Raw genomic sequence first — 14,763 nt, 5'->3', positions numbered from 1 at the left:
GGCGAGGGGCCCAACACCCGATCCCATCCCGAACTCGGCCGTGAAAACCCTCCGCGCCAATGGTACTGCGTCTCAAGACGTGGGAGAGTAGGTCGCCGCCAGGTCTTCCAGGCGCACATCACACCCGGATCAACGCCGCATCGCTCTTCACACCCTCCATCCGCCCGACCGGTTCGTACGCGTTTGACGCGGGGTGGAGCAGCCCGGTAGCTCGTCAGGCTCATAACCTGAAGGTCGCAGGTTCAAATCCTGCCCCCGCAACCAAATCAGCCCGCTAAGCCATTGGCTTAGCGGGCTTTTTCATGTTCCCCAAAACGGCGCCCGCATGCGACGGTTCGTCGCAGCTATGCCCCTAAAAAAAATAGGCTTTACGCCGGATCTGCCTCATCATTGATGCGAACAATACGTCGTCCGCGCAACATTCCTTCAGCCCGGCTGAAGCGGCGTGCGGAAGGCGGATCTGGGGTTCGTTTGCTGAGGGGAGCCGCCGCTTCATGACCGTTAGGATCACGCGCCGCCGCGCCATCACGGTTCTCGCCGCTGCCGCCGGTCTGCCACTCCTGATGAGGGCTGGCGGTGCGCGCGCCACCCAATTGGCACGGTGGGAGGGCACGACGCTCGGCGCCCCTTCGACCATCCAGCTTTACCACCACGACGAACGGGCGGCCCACGCCGCCATCCAGGACGCGTTGAAGGAACTGGCGCGGCTGGAGCAGGTCTTCAGCGTCTACCGCGCCGACTCGGCCCTCTCGTCCCTCAACCGCGACGGCGTCCTGGCCAATCCCCCGGCCGAGCTGGCGGAACTGCTGAGCCACGCGCTGACGCTCTCGGCGGCCAGCGACGGCGTTTACGATCCAACGGTGCAGCCGGTCTGGCAGACCTATTTCCGCCACTTCACCGCTGCCCACCCGGACCCGGACGGCCCCGCGCGCCGCGACCTGGACGCCGCCCTGGCGCTGGTCGGCTGGCGCCATGTCGAGGTGTCGCCCGCGCGCATCGCCTTCGCCCGGCCGGGCATGGGGCTGACGCTGAACAGCGGCGCCCAGGGCTACATCACCGACCGGGTGGCCGCCGTGCTGCGCGGCCATGGTTTCGAGAAGATGCTGGTGGACATGGGTGAGCCGCGGGCGCTGTCGACCAAGCCGGACGGCTCGGCGTGGCGCATCGGCATCGCCAACCCGGCCGACCCGTCGAAGGCCGTCACCGAGATCGACGTGGTGGACCGCTGCGTCTCCACGTCCGGCGGCTACGGCACGCTGTTCGACGATGCCGGACGCTTCACCCACCTCATCGACACCCGCACCGGCACCACGGCACCCGCCATGCAGAGCGTCTCCGTAGTGGCGGAAACGGCGACGCGGGCCGACGGCCTGTCCACCGCCATGCTGATGGTCGCCCCGGAGCGCCGGCAGGCGCTGCTGCGCGCCACCGGCGCCGAGATGGCCATTTACGTGACACCGGACGGCGTCACCGCCACCGTCAGGGCGTGACGGAAATGGACGGGGCGTACGGCCTCGACAGCGATCTGGACACCGAGGCCGGCCGCGGGCTGTCCGAGGGGCTGGCCCGCGTGGTGGCGGTCGAGGGGGATCGTGTGTGGCTGGAGCCGGAAACGGCGTCCGCTTGCGGCGGCTGCGCCTCGGCCATGATCTGCGGCACCAAGTCGGGCAACAGCCGGCGGCTGATCGCCAAGCGCTTTGCCATTCCCAACGGCCACGGCCTGCGCGTCGGCGAGCGGGTGGTCGTCGGGGTGGAGGACGGGGCGGTGATGCGCGCCGCCGCCACCGCCTACGCGCTGCCGCTGCTGCTGCTGTTCGTCGGCGGGCTGACGGCCAAATGGTCGGGCGGCGGCGACGGCGCGGCGGCGCTGGCGGCGGTGTCGGGTCTGCTGCTGGGGCTCGTCCTGGCGCATCTCCGGGCGCGCCGGCTCACCCGGCGCGGCGTGCTCACGCCACGGTTCGTGCGCCGGGCGGCAGCGGCTGCCGATGCGTGCCATCAAGAGTGACGGAGGGGAACGGGGTCCATGCAAGACACATTTCTGCTGATCGTCAGTGCGGCTCTGGTCAACAACGTCATCCTGGCGCGCTTCCTCGGCCTGTGCTCGTTCATGGGCGTCACCACCAAGGTGGAGACGGCGGTGGGCATGGGCATGGCCTGCACCTTCGTCATCACCGTGTCGTCGATGGGCGACTGGGCCATCGAAGCCTTCCTGCTGAAGCCGTTCGATCTGGGCTATCTGCGCACCATCACCTTCATCCTGGTCATCGCGGCGGCGGTGCAGTTCACCGAGGCGGTGGTCCGCAAGGTGTCGCCGGCCATGTTCCAGATGCTGGGCATCTATCTGCCGCTGATCACCACCAACTGCGCCGTGCTGGGCGTCACGCTGCTGCTGGTGGAGGGCAAGTTCGGCTTCATCGACGCCACGCTGTTCGCCTTCGCCTCGTCGCTCGGCTACAGCCTCGTCATGGTGCTGTTCGCCGGCCTGCGCGAGCGGCTGACGCTGGCCGATGTGCCGCCGCTGTTCGCCGGCCCGCCTATCGGCTTCATCACCGCGAGCCTGCTGGCGCTGGCCTTCATGGGCTTTTCCGGCATCAGCGCGAACTAGGAGGGGACGACATGTTGCTTGCCGTCGGAAGCCTTGCGGCGATGGGGGTCACGCTGGGCGCGGTCCTCGGGATCGCCGCCCGCCTCCTCCACGTCGAGGGCAACCCCCTGGAGGCCGAGCTTCAGGACCTGCTGCCCGGTTCGCAGTGCGGGCAGTGCGGCTATGTCGGCTGCGCCCAGGCCGCGGCGGCGCTGGCCCGCGGCGAGGCGCCGGTGACGGTGTGCCCGCCCGGTGGCAAGGCGGTGGCGGAAAAGCTGGCGAAGAAGCTGGGCGTCACCGCCGATCTGTCCGAGCACGAGGACACCGGCCCGGAATTCGCGGTCATCGACGAGGATCTGTGCATCGGCTGCCTGCGCTGCATTGGCGAATGCTCGGCGGATGCCATCATCGGCGGGCCTAAGCAGCTCCACACCGTCGTCACCGACAACTGCCACGGCTGCAAGAAGTGCTTCAAGATCTGCCCGACCGAGGCGATCACCATGTGCAAGGTCCCGGTGACGCTGGGCACGTGGCATTGGGACAAGCCGCAGGCGGCGGCCTCCGCCCCCGCCGAACCGGTCCATTGAGGAGCGCCGCCCCATGAAGCTCTTCCCCGTCCGCGGCGGCGTCCATCCCGAGTACCGCAAGGAACGCACCAGCGAGAGCCCCATCGTCGCCCTGCCGATGCCGCGCCTGCTCTACCTGCCCCTGCAACAGCACATCGGTGCCCCGGCGGAGCCGGTGGTGGCGGTGGGCGATCTGGTGAAGAAGGGCCAGCGGCTGGCCGACCGCACCGGGCCGGTGTCGGCTCCGGTGCACGCGCCGACCTCCGGCCGCATCGCCGCCATCGCCGATTTCGCCGCTCCGCACCCCTCCGGCCTGCCGCAGCCGACCATCGTGCTGGAGCCGGACGGCGCGGACGACTGGACCGACGATTTGCCGGCCCCCATCGACGATCCCTTCAACACCGATCCCGCGGCCATCCGCGACCGCGTGGCGTGGGCCGGCATCGTCGGCATGGGCGGAGCTGCCTTCCCCTCCGCGGTCAAGCTTCAGCTCGGCAACGAGCGCACCATCGACATCCTGCTGATCAACGGCGCGGAGTGCGAACCCTACCTCACCTGCGACGACCGGGTGATGCGCGAGCACGCGGCGGAGATCATCGACGGGGCGCAGATCATGGCGCGCGCCCTGGGCGCGCTCGGCGTCGTCGTCGGCATCGAGGAGAACAAGCCGCAGGCGCTGGCGATCATGGGCAAGGCCGCCCTGGGCGCCAGCGGCGTCACCGTGGTGGCCGTGCCGGCGCAGTACCCGATGGGGTCGGAACGGCACCTGACGCAGGCCATCATCGGCAAGGAAACCCCGGCCCGCAAGCTGACCGCCGACCTGGGCGTGGTGGTGCACAACGTGGCGACGGCGCGGGCGGTGCACCACGCCGTCCGCTTCGGCCGCCCGCTGCTGGCGCGCGTCGTCACCGTGGGCGGCGGCGCCGTCAAGGAGCCGAAGAACGTCGAGGCGCCGCTGGGCGCCCTGGTGTCGGATCTGGTGTCGTTCTGCGGTGGCCTGAGCCGGCCGCCGAAGCGCGTGGTCAATGGCGGGCCGATGATGGGGGCGCCCTTGCCCTCGCTCGACGTGCCGGTGGTCAAGGGCACGTCCGGCATCCTGGCGCTGACCGCCGAGGAGACCAACGAGCAGCCCTCGCAGCCCTGCATCCGCTGCGGCACCTGCGTCACCATCTGCCCCTGCGGTCTGGTCCCGGTGGAGATGGCGGCCTTCATCCGCAAGGACCACATCGACGTGGCGGCGAAGCTCGGCGTGCGCGACTGCGTGTCGTGCGGCAGCTGCTCGTACATCTGCCCGTCACACATCCCGCTGGTGCATTACTTCAACTACGCCAAGGGCCTTCTCAACGACCTGGACCGCGAGGCGCGCAAGCGCGACCACATCAGCGTCCAGGTCGAAACCCGCCGCGCCCGCCTGGAAAAGATCGCCGAGGCCAAGCGCGCCGCCGCCGCGGCCCGCGAGGCGCAGAAGGCCGCTCCCGCCGCCGCCCCCACCGCCGCCCCCACCGCCGATAGTGAGGCCCGTGCATGACCACCGCGTTCACCGACAAGAGCGGACCGTTCACGCACGCCCCCACCAGTGTCCAGGCGACGATGACCGCGGTCCTTGTGGCGCTGGCCCCGGCCACGCTGTTCGACCTCTGGCTGTTCGGCTGGCCGGCGCTGTTCCTGTTCGCCGTCACCGTGGGCTCGTGCCTGATCCTTGAGGCGGCGTGCCTGTCCTGGGCCAAAAAGCCGTTGCAGCCGGCCATCACCGACGGCTCGGTGGTGCTGACCGGCTGGCTGCTGGCCATGAGCCTGCCGCCGTGGACGCCGTGGTGGGTGGCCTGCATCGCCGCCTTCTTCGCCGTGTGCATCGCCAAGCACGTCTTCGGCGGGTTGGGGCAGAACGTCTTCAACCCGGCCATGGTCGGCCGCGTCGCCGTGCTGGTGTCCTTCCCGGTGCAGATGACCGCCTTCGTGCCGCCGCACCCGCTGTTCAGCGCCGGGGCGCCGGGCTTCCTCGACAGCCTGCGCATCACCTTCGGCGCCGGCACCTTGGACAGCATGACGGCCGCCACCGCGCTCGGCCACGTCAAGACGGAGCTGTCGCGCGGCATTCCGGTCAGCACCTCGATCCAGCAGGTTCCCGATTTCCTCGACATGGCGCTGGGGTTCCACGGCGGCAGCTTCGGGGAAACCTCGGCGCTGCTGATCCTGGCCGGCGGTGCGTATCTGCTGTGGAAGCGGATCATCTCCTGGCACATCCCGGTGGCGATGATCGGAACCCTGCTCGTGCTGGGCACGCTGTTCCACGCGCTGTCCCCCGACCGCTTCACCAGCGGCCTGTTCCACGTCGTCTCCGGGGCCACCTTCCTCGGCGCCTTCTTCATCGCCACGGACTATGTGACCTCGCCGGTGTCCAAGCAGGGGCAACTGGTCTACGGCGTCGGCATCGGCCTGCTGACCTGGGTCATCCGCACCTTCGCCGGCTATCCCGAGGGGGTCGCCTTCGCCGTGCTGCTGATGAACGCGCTGACGCCGATCATCGACCAGCATTTCCGCCCGCGCGTCTTCGGCCGCACCCGCAAGGGCGATCCTCTGCCGATCAAGGGGGGCAAATGAGCATGCCGCAAGCGACGGCGATGCAGCCGACATGGCTCCACGCCGCCATCCTGGGCGCCTTCTGCACCGGCTTCGGCGCGCTGCTCGCCCTCACCGATCTGGTGACCGCCGACCCCATCGCCGTGCGGGCGCTGGAGGACAAGCAGAACTCCCTGGCGCAGGTGATTCCCCCCGGCCTGCACGACAACAACCCGGTCAAGGACACCATCACCCTGACCGGCGAGCACGGCAAGCCGCTGACCGTGTACCGCGCCACCAAGGCCGGCAAGGTCACCGGCGTCGCCTACGAGATCCTCGGCTCGGGCTATGGCGGCGAGATCCGGCTGATGCTGGGGGTCGATGCGGAGGGGCGGGTGCTTGGCGTGCGGGCCACCGCGCATAAGGAAACCCCCGGACTGGGCGACAAGATCGACCCGGCCAAGACCGACTGGATCACCCGCTTCTCGGGCCTGTCGCTGGGATCGCCGCCCAAGGACAAGTGGAAGGTCAAGAAGGACGGCGGCCAGTTCGACCAGTTCTCCGGCGCCACCATCACCCCGCGCGGCGTGGTGGGCGCCGTGCGTGAGGGCCTGGAATTCTTCGCGGCCCACAAGACCCAGATGGTGGAGGTGCGCTGATGAGCGTGGAATATCGGACGATCATGCGCGACGGGCTGTGGGACAACAACGGCGTCCTCGCCCAGTTGCTCGGCATGTGCCCGACCATGGCGATGACCACCAGCGCCACCAACGGGTTCGGCATGGGGCTGGCGACCGCCGCGGTGATGGCCGCTTCCAACCTGCTGGTGGCCACCTTCCGCGGCTACATCACCCAGGAGGTGCGCATCCCCGTCTACATCCTGATCGTGGCGGCGATGGTGACGCTGGTCGATCTGACGATGAACGCCTGGATGCATGAGCTGTACAAGGTGCTGGGCCTGTTCATCCCGCTGATCGTTTCCAACTGCCTGCCGCTCGGCCGGCTGGAGGTGTTCGCCGCCAAGGAGCCGGTGCTGCCCTCGCTGATGGACGGCCTGTTCATGGGCCTGGGCTTCACGCTGGCGCTGACCGCCATCGGCGCGGTGCGCGAGATCATCGGTTCGGGCACGCTGTTCGCCGACGCTTCGCTGCTGCTGGGGCCGGCGTTCAAGTTCCTGGAAATGAAGGTGTCGCCGCTCGACAGCGGCGTTCTGATGATGATCCTGCCGCCGGGCGGCTTCCTGGCGGCCGGCTTCATGGTGGTGGCCAAGCGGCTGCTCGACCTGCGCGCCGGCAAGGCCATCGCCACCGGCCCCGCCGGGCATTGCGTGTAGGCGAAGGAGATCCGTCGATGAAGGTTTCGGTCGTCTACGCCAAGCCCAAGCGCCAGTCCCTGCTGACCCTCGATGTGCCCGAGGGCAGCTGCGTGCGCGACGTGATCGAGCGTTCGGGCATTCTCCAGCAGTTCCCGGAGATCGACATCGAGGCCCAGCGCGTCGGGGTGTACGGCAAGTTTGCCGCCCTCGACGCGCCGGTCGAGGAGGGGGCGCGGGTGGAGATCTACCGCCCCATCACCGTCGACCCGTCCACGGTGCGCCGCCGCGGGCAGCCCAAGGAAGGCTAAGATACAGGGGTGCGTGAAATGTCGATTCGTCTGTCTGCGTCCGCGGTTGTTCTGGTGTCCCTGCTCGCCGCGCCGGTGAGCGCGGCCGAGCCGGCGGCGTCGTCCTGGTCCGGAACGCTGGCGTCCATCGCCATCGGCGGCGTCCTGGGGGCGGTGGCGCTACCCTACCTGTATCCAGCGGTGGCACCGACGGTCGGCAGCGCGCTCACGACGACGGGCGGTGCTCTTTACGCCGTGGCGCCGACGGTCGGCACGGCCGCCCTGGAAACCACCGCCGCCGCGGGTTCCTACGCCGCCGGGGCGACGCAGTCCGCCAGCACCTATGTGGCGGCTCAGACCCTGGAGGCTCAGACGGCCATCGGCGCTGCCATGGGAGCCTTGATCGGCTGGTTCGTCGCCCGCTGACGGACGGGACGCTCAAGAGGCGTGGCCGTCGTCGTAGCAGTACGTGGCCGAGTCCAAATGACGCGTGTAGAAATCGACCGGATCGATGTCCGGGTGCGGCAGGCGTCCCATTTCATTGGCAAGGCCGTCGCGGTCCGCGTCGAAGAAGTGGGTGTTCGCTCGGAAGTCCACGATCGGTGCGGAAAGGGAACGGACACGGCCGCGTTTAGTAGAATTCGCGACCCTGTCGAGCCGTTTCTCCCGCCTTAATGGGATCCAGCGGCGGGCGTGAGCAAAAACTGGTTACCAAGTCAGTATAGTAGCGTATCGCGCCAGTTGACGTCCGCTCGAGTCGCCCAAAGAATATCTGCAACCGTCCGCGGGGCGGCAAAGAATAGGGAGGGAAGTCATGAGGGCCGCTTTCAAGGCAGCGATCTCAGTCGCGGCAGTGTGCTTGGCGCTTCCTGCCGGAGCCCAGGACTTGCCGAAGCCTCCAGGTAACCTTGAGAAGCTTGAAAATTTCAGAACGACGGGCGAACTGACGGATATCCCGACCATCGCCCAATCAGGGCCGAAGGCCGAGGCGATCAAGAAGACGCTGTCGCAGATCAAGCTTCCGCCGGGGTTCAAGATCGCGCTTTACGCCATCGTCCCCGACGCGCGGCACATGGCGGTTGGACCGCAGGGCGTCGCTCTGTTCGTCGGGACCCGCAAGACCAAAGTCTACGCCGTGACCGACCGCGACAAGGATCGCGTCGCCGACGAGGTGAAGCAATTCGCGCCCTCGATCAACTTCTCGGTTCCCAACGGCGTCTGCTTCTCGAAAGACGGCTTCCTGTTCATCGCCGAACAGAACCGGGTGCTGATGTTCCCCGCCGCTGAATTCTTCTACGAGGGCGCCGATGTCGCCGCCTTCCAAGTGGTCAAGGGCGGTGAACTCATTCCCAAGGAAGAGGAAAGCTACAACCACACCTCCCGCGTCTGCCGGATCGGTCCCGACGACAGGCTCTACATCACCCTCGGGCAGCCCTTCAACGTCTTCGCGCCTGAAAAGATGAACCTTTACAAAAAGGTCGGAATGGCCGGCATCATCAGAATGGACCGCGACGGCAAAAACCGCGAGGTCTATGCCTGGGGTATTCGAAATTCGGTCGGCATGGACTTCAATTTGAAGGACAAGTCGCTCTGGTTCACCGACAATCAGGTGGACGGCATGGGCGACACCATTCCTCCGGGCGAGCTGAACCGGGCGGAAAAGCCGGGTCTGAACTTCGGCTTCCCGTACTATGGCGGCGGCAAGATCCGCACGACCGAGTACAAGGATCAGCAGCCGCCGGCCGACGCCGTGTTCCCCCAGGTCGAGATGGAGGCGCACGCCGCCGACCTCGGCATGACTTTCTACAACGGCGCCCAGTTCCCGGCCAAGTACCGGGGCGGCATCTTCTCGGCGCAGCATGGCTCGTGGAATCGCACGACGCCGGTCGGCGCGCGCATCATGTTCACAAGCCTGAAGCCGGACGGCACGGCCGACCGGACCGAAGTCTTCGCGGACGGTTGGCTGACGCCGAACGGCGAGTACCTGGGCCGGCCGGTCGACGTGGCCGTCCTGATCGACGGATCCCTGCTCGTCTCCGACGACTTGGCGGGCGCCATCTACCGGATCTCTTATGAGCCGTAAGGTTTCGTCTCGTTGGTTGGCCGACCGCCCCGACCGGGGCGGCCGGCCGGGAGGGACAGGGATGCCAGACGTGCGACAGGCGGCGGCGATCCTGCTTGTTCTGGCAAGCTTTCCAGCAAGCGCCCAGGCCGGCGACGCGCAGGCGGGAAAGCAGAAGGCCGCGCAATGCCAGACCTGCCATGGATTGGACGGGGTTGCGAAAATCCCGCAAGCGCCGAACCTGGCCGGACAGCAGGAACTGTACCTTACGAAAGCGCTGATGGATTACCGATCGGGCGCGCGCAAGAACGAAATGATGTCCCTGGTGGCGCCGTCGTTGAGCGACCAGGACATCGGCGATCTCGCATCCTACTACAGCTCCATCCAGGTCGAGGTGAAGCCACCTTAATCGACCGACGCGCCGGGTGACGATTGTCGCGCTTGCTCTTGCTGGTTGTTTTTTCTAGGATGGAATTCCTCGATGGCGAGGTGCGCCCGCACGGCGCCGAGCGAACGAGACGTTCGGCAAAAACGTGTCTTATAGCGTCTCTCCCCGTCTCATCCGCCGCTGAATGGATGCAACACTCCATCGAAACGCGTTTCATAGCGTTTCATAGCGTTACATCCGAACGCTGCCGGGTTCGTCTCGCACCGGCCTTTTTTGCCGCAGCCCGGCGGGCACGCGGAGCGGTAGACAGCGAAAGCCCTTTTACCGTATAGGCATTGGGGGATCAGGCACAGGCCTGCGGGCGCTTTGTTCCGGGTCGTTTTTCTAGGCCGCGCGACCGGCAAAGGAGCATCGCTTGGCGAAGCCTTCCATCTCCCGCATGAGGCTGCGCGTCGGCATCGCCGTTGTGTTCCTGATCGTCATGCTGCCGCTGACCTCCGGCATGGTCGGCATCCTGTATCGTCAGAACTCCGCACTTGCCTACGACATGGCGGAAGCCGCCATGGACCGTGCCACCGAGGACGTCGTCGCCGCCGTCCAGGCGCTGCTCGGCCCCATCGCCCGCGCCGTGGACATGACGGTGGCCTACGGCAAGTCCCAGGGCGAGGATTTGCGGGAGCCGCAGGCTATGCGTTCCCTGGTCGAGGTGCTGGATCAGGTTCCCGACCTGTACAGCATCTATTTCGGCATGGCCCGCGACGGCGCGTTCCTCCAGGCGGCCCGGCTGCCGCCGGGAATCAAGGCGTTCGGCCCGCATGGCCGGCCTCCGCCCGAAGGCGCGCGGTTCTCGCTGCGGCGGCTGGATGCCTCGTCCGGCGCGATGGCGGACAGCTACATCTACCTCGCCAAATGGAGCGACGTGGTTGGGGTCGAGCGCGGGGCCGTCCAATACGACCCGCGCAAGCGTCCGTGGTACGACGCCGCGTCGCGCACTGCCGGGATCGCCAATTCGGGCGTCTACATCTTCTCGGGCACCGGCCGGCCGGGGCTGACGCTGTCCAAGCAGTTGACCACCGACGACGGCGAGCGCCTGGGCGTGGTCGGCGCCGACCTGTCGCTCGACGCGCTGGCCCACTTCCTCGCCAGCCGGAAGGTCGGGCGCTCGGGTGTGGTCTTCATCCTCGACGAGGACGGGCGCCTGATCGGCCATCCCCGCATCGACCTGATAGCCAGGCAGAACGGCAACGCGGTCACCGTGGTCAAGGGGGAGGAGGTCGCCGACCGCGTGGTCGCCGACGCCGTCCGCCAACGGAACGCCGGCGCCGGCCAGCGCTTTCGGGCGCGCCTGGGCGAGGGCGGCGACATGCATCTGGTCTCCTTCACGCCCTTCCCGGAGACCTTCGGCAAGAACTGGGTCATCGGCGCCGTCGCCGCCGAATCCGACTTCGTCGGTCCGTTGCGGCAGGCCAGCCTGCTCATCGTCCTGATCGGCGCCGCCTTCATCGCCATGGCCACGGTCGCCATCGTCTGGCTGTCGCGGCTGCTGACACGGCCGATCCACGAGCTGATCGAAGAAACCGAGCGAATCCGGCACCTCGACCTGGAGGGGGTGGCGGGCATCCAGTCCCGCATCACCGAGATCGACGCGCTGGTCGGCGCCGCGGAGACCATGAAGACGGCGCTGCGCAGCTTCGGCGCCTATGTGCCCAAGGCCCTGGTGAAAAGCATCATCGAGTCCGGCGTGGGCACCGACGTCGGCGGCGAGCGCCGGCCGCTGACGGTGATGTTCACCGACATCGAGGGCTTCGCCTCCAGCGCCGAGGCGCTGGACCCCGAAACCCTGCTGGAGCGGCTCTCGCATTACTTCGAGGCCATGTCGGGGGTGGTGCACGCGACCGGCGGCACGACCGACAAGTTCATGGGCGACGCGATCATGGCGCTATGGAACGCCCCGGCGTTGCAGGCCGACCACGTCGCCTGCGGTTGCCTGGGCATGCTGGCCGGCCGTGCGGCGGGCGCGGCGCTCAACGCGGAGATGGCCGCCGAGGGCATCGCGCCCTTCGTCACCCGGTTCGGGCTGCACACCGGCACTGCCGTGGCCGGCAACGTCGGGTCGCGCGACCGTATGCAGTACACGGCGCTGGGCGCCACGGTGAATCTGGCGGCGCGGATCGAAAGCCTGAACAAGCAGTACGGCACGCAACTGCTGGTCAGCGGCGCCGTCGAGGAGGCGACGCGCGGACGCTTCCTGTTCCGGCCGGTCGATGTGGTCATCCCCTACGGCACGACGGCTCCGGTGTCGCTGTTCGAACTGATTGGGGCGGTCGGGTATGATAGTGCCCTCGATGCTGCCGCGTGGGAGGATGTGGAGCGTTGCCGGGTCTGGGAAGAGGCCTTCGCCGTGTTCCGCCGGCGGGAGTGGGCGTCGGCGGTCGACGGCTTCCTCGCCTTCGAGGCGCGCTGGCCGGGCGATCCGGTCTGTGCGTTGCTCCTCGCCCGTTGCCGGGGCTACATCGCCGAGCCGCCGCCGCCCGATTGGGACGGCGCGTTCCGCATCCAACGGAAATAACGCCATGACCGTTCGTCGCCGCCGCGTCCGGCACCCGCTGTTTGCGGCCCTTGTCGTGTTCGTCGCCGTGTTCGGTCTGGCCGCCCCCGAGGCTGCCATGGCCGCCGGGCGGCAGATCGTCCTGGCGCACGCCCAACGGCAAGATCCCGCCAACGATCCCGCTGCCGCCATGGCCCAGACCTTCAAGACGGCGCTGGAGGCGGCGACCGGCGGGTCCCTGTCCGTGGAAATCTTCGCCGACGGCCAACTCGGCGGCAACCGCGACATGGCCAAGCTGGTCGAGAAGGGCGTCATCCAATCCGCTATCGTCACCGTCGGCGGAATCGCCCCCTTCTATCCGCTCATCGCCGTCGCTCAGATCCCCTTCGCCATCGACACCCCCGCCGCCGCTTACGCGGTCTTCGACGGCCCGTTCGGGCAGCGCCTCGCCGAGGACATCGGCCGGCGGACCGGCTTTCACGTCCTGGGCTTCGGCGATGCCGGCGGCTTCTTCGTGCTGACCAATTCGAAGCGGCCGATCCGCTCGCCGGACGACTTGAAGGGCCTGAAGATCCGCACGATTCCCGGCTTCGCTGTGCTGGACACAATGATCACCAGCCTCGGCGCCACCCCCGTCCGCGTGTCGTCGCGCGAGGAGTTCACCTCGCTGAACGCCGGGATCATCGACGGTCAGATGAATTCCGTGCCGGTGATCCTCGCCCGGCGCTACGACGAGGTGCAGACGCACCTTACGCTGACCAACCACGCCTACGCGCCCTACGTCTGGGTCGTCGGCAAGCGCTTTTTCGAAGAGCTCGCCCCGGATGAGCGCGCGGCGGTGGAGCGAGCCGGGCGCGAGGCCATCGCCGCGGGCCGCGACCTCGCCCGGCGCATCGAGACCTCCGAGCGCGGCCTGCCGGCCCTGGAGCGGCGCATGCAGGTCCACGCGCTGACCGCGGAGCAGCGCCGCGCCTTCAAGGCGGCCGCTCAGCCGAAGGTGACCGACTACATCGCCGCTACCTTCGGCGACGAGGGGGTGCGGCTGATGGAAGCGTTCTTCGCCGCGGCGAAGGATGCGCAGTGACGATCAGCTCGCCGCTGGCGGGGACAGCGCCGGGATCACCAGCGTCACAAGGGTACCGACGCCCGGTTCGGACTCCACGGTGAGCGTCCCGCCGAGCGGGCCGGTCACCGCGTTGTAGGCGATGGTGAGCCCCAGACCCTTGTGGCCGCTGCCCCGCGCCGTGGTGAAGAACGGGTCGATGAGCTTGGAGTGGCAGCCGGGCGCGATGCCGGCTCCGCGGTCGCGGACCGACACCCGGTAGACCGGCTGGTCGTGAAGCCGGTCGGCGGTGAGCCGGATCTCCACCGGTCCACCGTCCGCCGGGTAGGCGTGCGCGGCGGCGTTCGACAGGAGTTCCACGATGACCCGCTGGAGCGGGGCGCTGTAACCGCGCCATGGCGACGGCAGGCCGTCGACCGAGACCGACAGCCGGTGTTCCTTCTGCTCCAGCGCGAAGAGGCTGCTGGTGTGCTCGATCAGCTCCCGCAGGTCGACGGTCTCCAGCGGGTCGGCGTGGTGGTCGGCCGCCAGGGCGTTGAACGCCTGCATCAGCGAAACCGCGCTGTCGAGGTTGTCGCGGATCATCGCCAGCGGCTCCTGCAACTGGGCGGCGACCTCGGCCGGCGCGCTCTCCAGCCAGCCTTCCATGAGGCTGGTCAGCGTCACGCAGACGCCGAGCGGCGTGTTCATCTCGTGCGCGAGCCCGGTCACCGTGTGGGTGATGGCTCGGTGCCGCCGCAGCTCCGCTTCGGCGGCCTGCATGCGCGCTTCCAGTTCGGCATGCGCGAGGCGCCGGGAGGTGTCGCGCATCTTCAGGCTGAGTTCGGCCAGCAGCTTGCGCAGGAGGAGCGGCGAGGGTGCCAGCAGTTCCCAGAAGTCGTCGCGGTACACCGTGAAATAGCTGCACGGCTCGGCCGTGATGATCGACGCCGAGCGCTCGCCGCCGTCCAGCAGAGCCATTTCACCGAAGCATTCTCCGGCGTTGAGCGTCGCGATGACGACGTTGCGCCCGCTGGCCTCCCGCCGGAGCACCCGCACGGAACCGCTCAGCAGGGCGAACATGGCGTCGGCCTTCGCCCCCTCGGTGATCAGCATGGTTCCGGCCGGAGCGTCCTGTATGTGCCCGCGCTCGGCAAGCATCTCGCGCTCCTTCGGTGTGAAGGTGGCGAACAGGCGCACGTTGGAGAGCAGGGAACCGAGTGACCGCATTCTCAGGTCGCAATGACAGACATGGGTAGTCACCATATCAGACTTCAGGCGTACGAACAGATCGTATTGGATTGCAATCGGTCGATTGTCCGCTGATCGGCGGCGGCCACGCTCCAGGCGGGGCCCTTTTTTTGCACCCCCGCGAACGCGCGCGAGCGCCCATGGTGCCGCCTTGGACACCG

General features: G+C 68.1%; 16 protein-coding genes, 1 tRNA gene and 1 rRNA gene. 16 read left to right on the top strand and 2 right to left on the bottom strand.

Going from position 1 to position 14,763, the window contains the following annotated elements:
- From rrf to ACSVDD_RS18525, 12 genes are all read left to right on the top strand, one after another.
- Positions 1 to 104 (top strand): 5S ribosomal RNA (rrf, locus tag ACSVDD_RS18580); the annotation flags it as partial.
- Positions 105 to 187: 83 nt separating this feature from the next.
- Positions 188 to 264: transfer RNA gene (locus ACSVDD_RS18575), tRNA-Met, on the top strand.
- A gap of 230 nt (positions 265 to 494) precedes the next feature.
- On the top strand, positions 495 to 1,490 hold the full coding sequence (locus ACSVDD_RS18570; protein WP_448190867.1) for an FAD:protein FMN transferase: 996 nt from the start codon (positions 495 to 497) through the stop codon (positions 1,488 to 1,490).
- 5 nt (positions 1,491 to 1,495) lie between these two features.
- On the top strand, positions 1,496 to 2,005 hold the full coding sequence (locus ACSVDD_RS18565; protein WP_448190866.1) for a SoxR reducing system RseC family protein: 510 nt from the start codon (positions 1,496 to 1,498) through the stop codon (positions 2,003 to 2,005).
- An 18-nt stretch (positions 2,006 to 2,023) separates the two neighbouring features.
- On the top strand, positions 2,024 to 2,605 hold the full coding sequence (rsxA, locus tag ACSVDD_RS18560; RefSeq protein WP_448190865.1) for an electron transport complex subunit RsxA: 582 nt from the start codon (positions 2,024 to 2,026) through the stop codon (positions 2,603 to 2,605).
- A gap of 11 nt (positions 2,606 to 2,616) precedes the next feature.
- On the top strand, positions 2,617 to 3,171 hold the full coding sequence (locus ACSVDD_RS18555) for an RnfABCDGE type electron transport complex subunit B (protein WP_448190864.1): 555 nt from the start codon (positions 2,617 to 2,619) through the stop codon (positions 3,169 to 3,171).
- Positions 3,172 to 3,184: 13 nt separating this feature from the next.
- Entirely contained in the window at positions 3,185 to 4,678 is a 1,494-nt protein-coding gene (rsxC, locus tag ACSVDD_RS18550; RefSeq protein WP_448190863.1) for an electron transport complex subunit RsxC, read from the top strand.
- Entirely contained in the window at positions 4,675 to 5,751 is a 1,077-nt protein-coding gene (locus ACSVDD_RS18545; RefSeq protein ID WP_448190862.1) for an RnfABCDGE type electron transport complex subunit D, read from the top strand. The genes rsxC and ACSVDD_RS18545 overlap by 4 nt, the downstream gene beginning before the upstream one ends.
- The gene (gene rsxG, locus ACSVDD_RS18540; protein ID WP_448190861.1) at positions 5,748 to 6,368 is read left to right on the top strand and encodes an electron transport complex subunit RsxG; all 621 of its coding nucleotides are present in this window, start codon (positions 5,748 to 5,750) and stop codon (positions 6,366 to 6,368) included. The genes ACSVDD_RS18545 and rsxG overlap by 4 nt, the downstream gene beginning before the upstream one ends.
- A complete protein-coding gene (locus tag ACSVDD_RS18535) occupies positions 6,368 to 7,042 on the top strand; it encodes an electron transport complex subunit E (protein WP_448190860.1) in 675 nt (224 codons plus the stop codon). Before rsxG ends, ACSVDD_RS18535 begins: the two co-directional genes overlap by 1 nt.
- A gap of 17 nt (positions 7,043 to 7,059) precedes the next feature.
- Positions 7,060 to 7,332, top strand: coding sequence for an RnfH family protein (locus tag ACSVDD_RS18530; protein ID WP_448190859.1), 273 nt, complete (start codon positions 7,060 to 7,062; stop codon positions 7,330 to 7,332).
- Positions 7,333 to 7,350: 18 nt separating this feature from the next.
- Positions 7,351 to 7,737 carry a hypothetical protein gene (locus ACSVDD_RS18525; RefSeq protein WP_448190858.1) on the top strand — a complete coding sequence of 129 codons (387 nt, stop codon included), beginning with the start codon at positions 7,351 to 7,353 and terminating at the stop codon, positions 7,735 to 7,737.
- 12 nt (positions 7,738 to 7,749) lie between these two features.
- Here the strand turns inward: ACSVDD_RS18525 and ACSVDD_RS18520 are convergent, their stop codons facing one another.
- Positions 7,750 to 7,908, bottom strand: coding sequence for a hypothetical protein (locus tag ACSVDD_RS18520; RefSeq protein WP_448190857.1), 159 nt, complete (start codon positions 7,906 to 7,908; stop codon positions 7,750 to 7,752).
- 217 nt (positions 7,909 to 8,125) lie between these two features.
- Here ACSVDD_RS18520 and ACSVDD_RS18515 point away from each other — a divergent pair, with 217 nt between their 5' ends.
- The 4 genes from ACSVDD_RS18515 to dctP all read left to right on the top strand — a co-directional run bounded on the left by ACSVDD_RS18515 (position 8,126) and on the right by dctP (position 13,393).
- Positions 8,126 to 9,394: a PQQ-dependent sugar dehydrogenase gene (locus tag ACSVDD_RS18515; RefSeq protein WP_448190856.1), complete on the top strand. Its 1,269-nt coding sequence runs from the start codon at positions 8,126 to 8,128 to the stop codon at positions 9,392 to 9,394.
- Positions 9,395 to 9,455: 61 nt separating this feature from the next.
- A complete protein-coding gene (locus tag ACSVDD_RS18510; RefSeq protein WP_448190855.1) occupies positions 9,456 to 9,782 on the top strand; it encodes a c-type cytochrome in 327 nt (108 codons plus the stop codon).
- 394 nt (positions 9,783 to 10,176) lie between these two features.
- The gene (locus ACSVDD_RS18505; RefSeq protein WP_448190854.1) at positions 10,177 to 12,330 is read left to right on the top strand and encodes an adenylate/guanylate cyclase domain-containing protein; all 2,154 of its coding nucleotides are present in this window, start codon (positions 10,177 to 10,179) and stop codon (positions 12,328 to 12,330) included.
- A 4-nt stretch (positions 12,331 to 12,334) separates the two neighbouring features.
- Positions 12,335 to 13,393, top strand: a complete 1,059-nt coding sequence (gene dctP / locus ACSVDD_RS18500) for a TRAP transporter substrate-binding protein DctP (RefSeq protein ID WP_448190853.1) — start codon at positions 12,335 to 12,337, stop codon at positions 13,391 to 13,393.
- A 3-nt stretch (positions 13,394 to 13,396) separates the two neighbouring features.
- Here the strand turns inward: dctP and ACSVDD_RS18495 are convergent, their stop codons facing one another.
- Complete coding sequence (locus tag ACSVDD_RS18495) at positions 13,397 to 14,581, bottom strand: cyclic nucleotide-binding domain-containing protein (RefSeq protein ID WP_448190852.1); 1,185 nt, start codon at positions 14,579 to 14,581, stop codon at positions 13,397 to 13,399.
- Between the last annotated feature and the right edge of the window lie 182 nt (positions 14,582 to 14,763).

It is taken from the genome of Azospirillum terrae (assembly GCF_053470425.1).
Note: the sequence above shows the minus strand (reverse complement) of the source record. Positions and strands in the feature narration are given on the sequence as shown.

Excerpts from the sequence above, each read along its gene's own strand:
- ACSVDD_RS18545 (WP_448190862.1), top strand. The coding sequence starts at position 4,675 with ATGACCACCGCGTTCACCGACAAGAGCGGACCGTTCACGCACGCCCCC.
- ACSVDD_RS18555 (WP_448190864.1), top strand. The coding sequence starts at position 2,617 with ATGTTGCTTGCCGTCGGAAGCCTTGCGGCGATGGGGGTCACGCTGGGC.
- dctP (WP_448190853.1), top strand. The coding sequence starts at position 12,335 with ATGACCGTTCGTCGCCGCCGCGTCCGGCACCCGCTGTTTGCGGCCCTT.
- ACSVDD_RS18510 (WP_448190855.1), top strand. The coding sequence starts at position 9,456 with ATGCCAGACGTGCGACAGGCGGCGGCGATCCTGCTTGTTCTGGCAAGC.
- ACSVDD_RS18565 (WP_448190866.1), top strand. The coding sequence starts at position 1,496 with ATGGACGGGGCGTACGGCCTCGACAGCGATCTGGACACCGAGGCCGGC.
- ACSVDD_RS18530 (WP_448190859.1), top strand. The coding sequence starts at position 7,060 with ATGAAGGTTTCGGTCGTCTACGCCAAGCCCAAGCGCCAGTCCCTGCTG.
- ACSVDD_RS18535 (WP_448190860.1), top strand. The coding sequence starts at position 6,368 with ATGAGCGTGGAATATCGGACGATCATGCGCGACGGGCTGTGGGACAAC.
- rsxG (WP_448190861.1), top strand. The coding sequence starts at position 5,748 with ATGAGCATGCCGCAAGCGACGGCGATGCAGCCGACATGGCTCCACGCC.
- rsxA (WP_448190865.1), top strand. The coding sequence starts at position 2,024 with ATGCAAGACACATTTCTGCTGATCGTCAGTGCGGCTCTGGTCAACAAC.
- ACSVDD_RS18515 (WP_448190856.1), top strand. The coding sequence starts at position 8,126 with ATGAGGGCCGCTTTCAAGGCAGCGATCTCAGTCGCGGCAGTGTGCTTG.
- ACSVDD_RS18525 (WP_448190858.1), top strand. The coding sequence starts at position 7,351 with ATGTCGATTCGTCTGTCTGCGTCCGCGGTTGTTCTGGTGTCCCTGCTC.
- ACSVDD_RS18570 (WP_448190867.1), top strand. The coding sequence starts at position 495 with ATGACCGTTAGGATCACGCGCCGCCGCGCCATCACGGTTCTCGCCGCT.
- rsxC (WP_448190863.1), top strand. The coding sequence starts at position 3,185 with ATGAAGCTCTTCCCCGTCCGCGGCGGCGTCCATCCCGAGTACCGCAAG.
- ACSVDD_RS18495 (WP_448190852.1), bottom strand. The coding sequence starts at position 14,581 with ATGCGGTCACTCGGTTCCCTGCTCTCCAACGTGCGCCTGTTCGCCACC.